Below are 7,883 nucleotides of genomic sequence, written 5' to 3' on the forward strand. Positions count from 1 at the left end.
ACCTCGTTCTCACCGAGCTCGACCTCGGCATCAGCGGCGACCAGCCGGACCACCAGGACATCAGGCGCGCCGGAGCCGGCCTCCGGGGAGTTGGGACCGGCGACGACCGGCAGGACCCCGGTACCGGACTTGCCCGTGGACTCGGCGATAAGCTGCTCGGCCCAGTCTGCGAAGCCCACAATCCCGGAGCCGTCCTCCGCGATGACAATCTTGTTCCGCAGCGGGTTCGTGCCGCCCAGGGCCGTCCCGAGGGCCAGCCCGATGTTCTCCGGCGCATCCTCATTAAGGATCTCCGCTGCTTCCTCAGCCTCATCCAGGAACCCCTGGATATCAACACCGGCCAGGCCCGACGGGACCAGACCGAACGCGGTCAGGGCCGAATACCGGCCACCAACATTCGGGTCCGCGTTGAACACCGCACGGTAACCGGCCTCACGCGAGGCCTTATCCAGCGGCGAACCCGGATCGGTCACAATAATGATCCGGCTCTTCGCCTCAATACCGGCCCCGGTGAAGGCCTGCTCGAAAATCCGGCGCTGCGAATCAGTCTCCAACGTCGAACCGGACTTGGACGAAACCACAATCGCGGTCTCAGCCAGCCGGTCCGCGAGGGCAGCCCGAACCTGATCCGGGTCCGTGCTGTCCAGCACAGTCAGCCCGACACCAGCAGTACCGGCAATAACCTCCGGAGCCAGCGAGGACCCGCCCATCCCGCACAACACAATCCGGGACACGCCCTCGGCCTGCAACGCATCCCGGAGCTCCAGGATGCCCGGCACCAAGGCCTGCGAGACGGTAGCCGCCTCAACCCAGCCAAGGCGGACAGCAGACTCCGCCTCCGCCTCCGGACCCCACAACGTATGGTCCTTCGCGAAAATCCGGGTCGCAATACGGTCCGCCACCAAGGCGGGCAAATGCTCCTCAAGTGCCCGCTGCGCGGCACCGCTGGCGTCGTAGTCCGGGCCCGAGAGCTGCTGTGCCTGGATGGTCATGGTGTTTCTCCTAAGAATCTGGATGAGGCGCGCAGATCAGCGAGGAAGTCCGTGGCCGCATTGATGCCTTCTTTCTTCGAAGGTCAGTGCGGTTTTCGACTGACGGTTACGAGAGGATCTGCTCGCGGGTCTCCCCAAAAGGAACTTTGTTGCTGAGCGTGAGGGTGTACCGGCCAGGATGATGACGGGTGACAAGGATGCCGGACTGGCGGTGGGGAACCGCCGCCTGCTGGAGCGCAACCTCGGCACTGTTAAGTTGCTCGTAGAGTCGACCGGGCTCGGTGACAATGACTTCCAAGTGTTTAGTGGCGTTACTACGCATAATGAACAGTTTCCTTCCTACGGATTGGTGATCATCGCCCCCGCATCCGGTGAGGGGGTGATGGCGATTTTGAACGGAGTTTTATTTGCGCCCGCCTGCGAGGAGGGATGCAGCCGGGTCGCGTCTCAGCAGCCACATGGCCACGCAGCCAAAGAGCGGACCCAGGGCGAGCATCGAGAACCCGATTCCCCAGCCCAGATGATTGACAACAAAGCCCATGGATTGGATGGTGACAAGGGTTAGTGCGAAGCCCATGCAGATTTGGATGGTCAGCATTGTGCCCACTGACTCGGGCGGTGAGAGTTCAACGACGCACGCTGAGAATTGAGCAGAATCCGCAATGATCGAGATGCCCCAGATTACGGCCACGATGAGTATGAGCAGAGGATCCCCGCCAAAGAGCCAGCCAACGGTCAGTGCGCATGCTCCACTGATGGCCATGGAGTAGATGGTGACGGCCGTGCGGCCAAACCGATCGGCTAAACGCCCTCCGATCATTGCCCCCAGGGCGCCGGCGGCAATGACGATGAAGGTGGCTGCGGGTGCAAGCCCCGGTTGATCAACTCCCCGGGCGTCCAATGAAGCACGGAAGAACAGCCCGATCCAGGCCCACATTGCGTACAGTTCCCACATGTGGCCGAGATATCCCAGGTTGGCCAGACGGACTGGGCGTTGGAGCCAAGCAGCTTTCGCAACGTTCGGGTCGAACGCTTGCGCCCGCTTAAAGGCAGGTCCGAGCTGCACAAGTTTGACTAGGCCCGCTGCCGACAGTGCAGCAATTGATGAGACTGCATAAACGAGTTTCCAGTCCCAGGCTTCACCGATGGTGAAGAGATGGGGCAGGGCAGATCCTATGGTCAGTGCTCCGACCAGCAGGCCGACAAGTTTTCCCAGGTCGTTGGTAGCCCAACTGGCCACCATCCGCATACCCACGGGGTAGATTCCTGCCAGGGCTACACCCGTAAGGGCCCTGAGAATGAGTGCCTCGGTTCCTACTGGCGACACCACAAGCAGGGCTGCAGTCGTCACTGCTGCCGCTGCCGCCGACGCTGCAAAGAGGTTCCTGGGGTCAAATCTGTCTGCCACATTGAGGCAAGCACTCAGCAGCGCGCCCACAACGAACCCCACCTGCAGCACGCTGGTCATCAGCGCCATTTGTGTCTCAGAAATGGATTCGAGGGTCGCGATGCTCGGCAATGCGGCAGTCGACGCGAACCAGACGGCCAAGGTCAGGACCTGACAAAGCAGGATGAGGCGAATTGATCTGGTACGTCCTCGTACCATGGGCAAGGTTGCTTGTTGGAGTGCCATTCGTATCCTTCAGTCATTCGACGGGGAGTTGCGCCTGGTTTCACATCGGGTGTGGATGCGGGTCTTCGTTGTCCCGCGCCGCGTATTGCTGTGTATTAAGCGGCCAATGCCGGAACGCTGCCGGCCGCGTTGGGTACCGGCCTGGAAGCGGCGGCTTCAAGTACAGGTCCGAGCCAATCGGCGCCACCGTCGAACCGTCCGATCCTCGGTTTCTTGACCCACCTGTGCACCGAGTACTCGGGCCCGAGGGCCAACCGGCGTTGGTTGGTTTCGACCACGTAGACCGCGTGCAAGGTGCTTTGCGAGCCGTGGGAGACCTCGATGGTCGGGCCAGGCTGAATCGTGAGGATGTCACGAACGGCTAGGCCGGTTTCGCCATGGAGCAGTTGGATGCACTGCAGGAATCCCTCATCCGAAGCTGAACCACTGCCCGCCTGAGCCACGGAGAGAAGTTGCCAGGGGGTACTCGCCGTTGAACCGTGCTCGGATTTCTTGAAGAGACCCACCCGGCCCCTCCACGTCAGCAGGATGTCCAGCTGCGTGGCACTCGTCATCGAGTCGCCGGCCCGTGCGTTCATAACATTCACGACTTGAGGAAGCGTGTTGATCATGGTTGTACTGCCTCTCATTCGTCTCGCTTGTGAGCGCTAAATGCTGTCCCAGCGGCCCAAAGAAGAACGGTGAAGAACCAGGGGCATGTGCAAACTGTGTGCCTTGAAATCTTCAATTTTCAGCAGAATGAGAATATGGTCGCCTGCGTCGACCTCTTGGTAAATGGAGCAAGTAAGCCACAGGGGAGACCCGGAAATATAAAGGTCATCCCGGTCCCCGGAAAAGGTCTCTACTCCGTTGAAACGCTTTGACTTATCGCGCGATGCGAGCTGACGGCAGATCGGGTTATGGTCTTCGCCCATGACCGACACGCCAATGAGGGGCGCATCCTTGATGCCCGGCCAAGTGGATGAAGATTTCTGGACGGAGAAGAGAACCAGCGGCGGTTCATAGGAGATTCCGACAGAAAAAGACGAAGCGATGAGAACTTGCCGCTCGCCGTCGACCGTCGCCGACAGGGCTACGACACCTGCCGGAAAATGGGTGAGGGCCTCTTGGAGGAGGAGACTATCGTCGGCAATTTGTGTAGTCATGATTTTTCCTTTCAATGGATTGGTGCGGACGGTCCCGCCCAATTAGTCGCTACAACAATTCCCTTTCAGTGTGGATTGCGTCACAGTCCTGGTGCATCCGTGGTCATCACGGATTTCTCCACGGGAAGGGCTACTGAGTGCTCCAAATGCGTACAAAATCCCATTCAGCGGGAACGTGTCATTTCCCAATTTGAGCTGTTTTAGGACGCACAAGCAGCAGACCCCCGGTCCGCCTCCGGGAGGGGGCTTGAATTCCGGGGGCCTGCTGCGCGGTGAAGTCTCGTCGTCGGTTGAGACTGGACTGTTTAGCGGACGAGGGGCCTCCCGAGGGGCAGTCCACGTCCACCGGTCTGGCTCCACATCACGTCGACGTAGAAATAGACGGCCACGGCGACGAAAGCGAAAGTAAACCAACCGCCAAGGTTGATCATGCTCGCGTTGCTTTGTACGGTGCCGATGAGGAGCAGGACGAGAGCGATGTCGACGAATACGAGCATGAGGGCGTTACCCCAGGGGAGACGCAGCGTCACCAGAGTGAGCATGACGAAAATGAGCAGCCAACACGTCAGCCAGAGTGTTTGAGCATTGACGACCTGATCAGCGGGAATGCCAAGCCATCCATTGACAAGTCCGAGTGACAGCGTTCCATAGGTGGCAAAGAATCCGAAGAACAGCACGAAGATTCCAGCTGATACGTTCTGGCCGAGCGCAGAGGCCCAGACAGCTGCCAGCAGCAGTCCTATGGCGGACGCGGCGATGACTGTGGGTAAGGCAGCGCCACCTGCGCCTGCGGGTACAAACCCGGTGTTGACCAGGCCCAGGCCGAATGCTCCGGCGATGGCCATGGGGAGTCCGACTATGCCCGGTGCCCCCGCCAGCGGGCCGCTAAGCGGAGCTGGCGGGGCGATGGGTGCTGTAGAGGTGAGGGACGGGTTGTCGATAACGGAAGTGTTGGACATGGCAGGAGAACTCCAATGCTTGGGAAAGGGGCGCGAGGTTCAACGAATGGGGTTTGTGAAGCGCAGGCGGTGTCCGGGCGGCGACTGGTCCTGGACAAGCGCCACCATGAATCAGCTGGTTAGTTGATGGCGGCGCGGAGCTGCTTGGCTGCCAGTGCCGGGTCGGCTGCACCGTAGATGSCGCCRCCGRCRACGGCWACRTCRGCGCCKGCCTTCTGGACRKCTGCGATGGTGGCGAGCTTCACGCCGCCTGCCACGGAGAACGGAACGCGGGCTTCTGCACCGGCGCGGAGCAGACCGTTCAGGTCGAAGCCGGGCTTGGCCTGCTCGTCCAGGCCGGCATGCATCTCAACGAACTYYGCACCCAGGGCRCGGACTTCCYTGGCRCGGGTGACCTTGTCTGCGATGCCGATGAGGTCAACGACAACGCCCTTGTTGTGGGCCTTGGCWGCCTTGACGGCACCGGCGATGGTGGAGTCGTCAGCGGCACCGAGCACGGTGACCAGGTCAGCGCCGGCCTTGAAAGCAATGTCGGCTTCGAGTTCGCCGGCGTCCATGGTCTTCATGTCAGCGAAGACGATCTTGTCCGGGTGGGCGTTCTTGATCGCGGTGACCGCGGAGAGGCCGGCAGCCTTGATCAGGGGAGTGCCGAGTTCGATGATGTCGACAAACTCGGCGACTTGACCGGCCAGTTCGAGTGCGGCTTCGGTGGTCAGGACGTCCATGGCAACTTGGAGCTTCACGATGGTTCTTCTTTCTGTCGGGATCTGTTCTGGGTATGCAAACTGCTGGCGGATAGCCGCAGGCGGGCTGCTGGATATCAAGCTGAAGGTCCAGTCAGTAAGGGTTTGGGTGGCCATCAGCTCATGACCAGCCGGGCGGATCCGTCATCTTCAGGGTCGAGATTTACTACGCCCCACCCAGTGTGGGATGTGTCACAGGAGGGTGCATCCGTGGTCATCACGGATTTCACTACGGAACCCAGTACGGATTGACCTCCGGGCGTGCCGGCGCAATTCTGTTGGGACACCCTGCAGCAGGACCGGCAAGACCAACTCGCACTAGAAAGGTCAGTCATGACCACGATCCAGGCCCGCACCCGCCCCGTCGTGGGGCAAACCGCCCAACTATCACGCAGGGTCGAGGACAGCGACATCAGATTGTTCACCGACATCAGCGGTGACCGAAATCCCCTTCACTATGATCCTCAGGCGGCAAAGGCCTCACGGTTTGGGGGAATTGTGGTTCAGGGCGGGGTCACCAGCGCCATCCTGAACGCCGTCGTGGCGGAGGAGCTACCTGGCCCGGGCACCGTTTTCCTGAATGTTAATTGGGACTTCAAGGCGCCTGTCCGTCCGGGCGACCTCATTACCGGCCATGTTGAAGTTCTGGAAGCGCGGGAGGACAAGCCGATCACCAAGCTCCGGACTTGGGTTGTCCGTGGAGATGGGACGGTTGTCCTGGAAGGTACGGCCGTCTGCTACACGATGGACCTTTGCGGGGACGGCGAGTAGTCGTGTCAGCAGCGCCTGCGTTCGTGCCCTCGCAGCCATGCACTTCTCAAGAAAGTCGCGATCTAGAGGCAGAGTTCCATAAACACGCTGTTCGGGTCCAGGACGTAGTCGGCAAAGGGAAGGCACACGCTGAATCCGTTGCGGACATACAGGCGCCGGGCGGGAGCGAAATAGTCCTCGGTTCCCGTCTCAAGATAGATGCGCTCGAAGTTTCGCGTCCGGGCTACGTCGAGGATGTGCCGGAGCATAAGCGTCGCCACCCCTCGCCCCCGCGCAACCGCTGCGGTACGCATGGACTTGATCTCGCCATGCTTCACCGGGCTGTCCGGGAAATCGAGGTCCTTGAGTGCGCCGCAGCCAAGGAGTTCCCCTTCCTCGCGGGCCGTCCAAAACGTGATCCACGGTGCGGACAGCGCAGAATGGTCCAGCGCGTGCACACTCTCGGCAGGCGACGTGGCGAACATGTCTTCCAGGTGCTCGCTCAGTAGTTTATGGACATCCGCTCGTGCGGGGTCATCCTTGGCAATGTGAATCATCGCCTCCAATTTACCGGCGCCCCTCCCGCCCCAGGGACCTGCACTATATTCGGACAAGGAAGGGCCGGATTGCATTGCAGGATAAAGGAAAGCGGAGCTCTGAATGGCGGGAATGCCACCAGCCACGGTGGAAGTCAGTGACGCCGTCGTGCGGTTGCTCCTCCGGGACCAGCGGCCCGACCTCCGCGATCTTCCCCTAGTGCGGGCGGCGAATGGCTGGGACAACGCGACCTTCCGGCTGGGCGACGACCTGGCCGTCCGGCTGCCGCGCAGGGCGGAGGCCGTGCCGCTGATCCTGCATGAGCAGCGCTACCTCCCCGACATAGCCCGCCGCTCACCAGTTGCGGTTCCTGTCCCCCTCCACGCCGGCCGGCCGGCGCCGGACTTTCTGTGGCCGTGGAGCATCGTGCAGTGGGTCCCCGGGACTGCCGCGGCCGACGTCGACCCTGCTGACCGTGGGCCGGCCGCTGAGGGCCTGGCCGACTTCCTCCTCTCCCTCCACGTGCCCGCCGCAGCGGGAGTTCCGGTGAATCCTGTCCGCGGCGTGCCGCTGACGGACCGCGACTCTGCAGTGGTGGAACGGCTTGGGGACCGCGAACGCTACCCGCAGGCAGCAGCACTGAGTGCAATATGGGAGCGGGCCCTTGCTGCCAAGGCCTGGGATGGTCCGCCGATGATGCTCCACGGGGACCTTCACCCGGGCAATATCCTGCTGGCGGGGGACCCGGCCGTCGATCTTGCGGTGGGGTGGCTGATGTTCGACGCCGGCGCCCGCCACCGGTTTCTGGGCGCCTTTGGGGGCACAGTGGGTGGCGGCACCTGGACGAGGGCCCGGGGCTGGGCTCTCGTCCTGTCCACTGCGATGCTGAGCAACTCCGACGACAATCCGCGGATGTTCGCCGTCGGCGGGTTCGGGATCAGGCAGATCCTGAAAGGCTGACTTTGGGCTGCGCGCCTAAGCCTCGATCCACCGACGCGCTCGTTGAGGATCCGGGGATTTGATTTGGCCGGACGGGCTGGGGTTCGTGGCATGCCGGATTAGCCGGCCCCGCTGCCGGGGGTGTTCCACTGGGGTTCCTTGGTTGTGCGGTCGGGGAGGTGGGT

The 7,883-nt window shown here is 61.9% G+C and carries 9 protein-coding genes and 1 pseudogene; 2 read left to right on the plus strand and 8 right to left on the minus strand.

Annotated elements, in window-relative coordinates:
* The 7 genes and pseudogenes from AC1DIM_RS19385 to hxlA form a co-directional block, all read right to left on the minus strand.
* Positions 1 to 992: pseudogene (locus AC1DIM_RS19385) on the minus strand (glucose-6-phosphate isomerase); the annotation flags it as partial.
* Positions 993 to 1,098: 106 nt separating this feature from the next.
* On the minus strand, positions 1,099 to 1,314 hold the full coding sequence (locus AC1DIM_RS19390; RefSeq protein WP_477712112.1) for a hypothetical protein: 216 nt from the start codon (positions 1,312 to 1,314) through the stop codon (positions 1,099 to 1,101).
* Between the two features lie 81 nt (positions 1,315 to 1,395).
* Positions 1,396 to 2,625, minus strand: coding sequence for an MFS transporter (locus AC1DIM_RS19395; protein WP_477712113.1), 1,230 nt, complete (start codon positions 2,623 to 2,625; stop codon positions 1,396 to 1,398).
* A gap of 95 nt (positions 2,626 to 2,720) precedes the next feature.
* Positions 2,721 to 3,203 carry a hypothetical protein gene (locus AC1DIM_RS19400; protein ID WP_477712114.1) on the minus strand — a complete coding sequence of 161 codons (483 nt, stop codon included), beginning with the start codon at positions 3,201 to 3,203 and terminating at the stop codon, positions 2,721 to 2,723.
* Between the two features lie 69 nt (positions 3,204 to 3,272).
* Positions 3,273 to 3,770: a flavin reductase family protein gene (locus AC1DIM_RS19405; protein ID WP_477712115.1), complete on the minus strand. Its 498-nt coding sequence runs from the start codon at positions 3,768 to 3,770 to the stop codon at positions 3,273 to 3,275.
* 305 nt (positions 3,771 to 4,075) lie between these two features.
* On the minus strand, positions 4,076 to 4,729 hold the full coding sequence (locus tag AC1DIM_RS19410) for a GPR1/FUN34/YaaH family transporter (RefSeq protein ID WP_477712116.1): 654 nt from the start codon (positions 4,727 to 4,729) through the stop codon (positions 4,076 to 4,078).
* Between the two features lie 119 nt (positions 4,730 to 4,848).
* The gene (gene hxlA, locus AC1DIM_RS19415; RefSeq protein ID WP_477712117.1) at positions 4,849 to 5,472 is read right to left on the minus strand and encodes a 3-hexulose-6-phosphate synthase; all 624 of its coding nucleotides are present in this window, start codon (positions 5,470 to 5,472) and stop codon (positions 4,849 to 4,851) included.
* A 333-nt stretch (positions 5,473 to 5,805) separates the two neighbouring features.
* Here hxlA and AC1DIM_RS19420 point away from each other — a divergent pair, with 333 nt between their 5' ends.
* Positions 5,806 to 6,243, plus strand: a complete 438-nt coding sequence (locus tag AC1DIM_RS19420) for a MaoC family dehydratase (protein ID WP_477712118.1) — start codon at positions 5,806 to 5,808, stop codon at positions 6,241 to 6,243.
* 62 nt (positions 6,244 to 6,305) lie between these two features.
* On the opposite strand, the gene AC1DIM_RS19425 is transcribed toward AC1DIM_RS19420, so the two are convergent.
* Positions 6,306 to 6,779 carry a GNAT family N-acetyltransferase gene (locus tag AC1DIM_RS19425; RefSeq protein WP_477712119.1) on the minus strand — a complete coding sequence of 158 codons (474 nt, stop codon included), beginning with the start codon at positions 6,777 to 6,779 and terminating at the stop codon, positions 6,306 to 6,308.
* A gap of 103 nt (positions 6,780 to 6,882) precedes the next feature.
* On the opposite strand from AC1DIM_RS19425, the gene AC1DIM_RS19430 reads away from it, so the two are divergent.
* The gene (locus AC1DIM_RS19430; protein WP_477712120.1) at positions 6,883 to 7,719 is read left to right on the plus strand and encodes an aminoglycoside phosphotransferase family protein; all 837 of its coding nucleotides are present in this window, start codon (positions 6,883 to 6,885) and stop codon (positions 7,717 to 7,719) included.
* Positions 7,720 to 7,883 lie beyond the last annotated feature (164 nt).

This window comes from Pseudarthrobacter sp. 01T43 (assembly GCF_056398665.1).

Excerpts from the sequence above, each read along its gene's own strand:
- AC1DIM_RS19395 (WP_477712113.1), bottom strand. The coding sequence starts at position 2,625 with ATGGCACTCCAACAAGCAACCTTGCCCATGGTACGAGGACGTACCAGA.
- AC1DIM_RS19400 (WP_477712114.1), bottom strand. The coding sequence starts at position 3,203 with ATGAACGCACGGGCCGGCGACTCGATGACGAGTGCCACGCAGCTGGAC.
- AC1DIM_RS19410 (WP_477712116.1), bottom strand. The coding sequence starts at position 4,729 with ATGTCCAACACTTCCGTTATCGACAACCCGTCCCTCACCTCTACAGCA.
- AC1DIM_RS19430 (WP_477712120.1), top strand. The coding sequence starts at position 6,883 with ATGGCGGGAATGCCACCAGCCACGGTGGAAGTCAGTGACGCCGTCGTG.
- AC1DIM_RS19390 (WP_477712112.1), bottom strand. The coding sequence starts at position 1,314 with ATGCGTAGTAACGCCACTAAACACTTGGAAGTCATTGTCACCGAGCCC.
- AC1DIM_RS19425 (WP_477712119.1), bottom strand. The coding sequence starts at position 6,779 with ATGATTCACATTGCCAAGGATGACCCCGCACGAGCGGATGTCCATAAA.
- AC1DIM_RS19405 (WP_477712115.1), bottom strand. The coding sequence starts at position 3,770 with ATGACTACACAAATTGCCGACGATAGTCTCCTCCTCCAAGAGGCCCTC.
- AC1DIM_RS19420 (WP_477712118.1), top strand. The coding sequence starts at position 5,806 with ATGACCACGATCCAGGCCCGCACCCGCCCCGTCGTGGGGCAAACCGCC.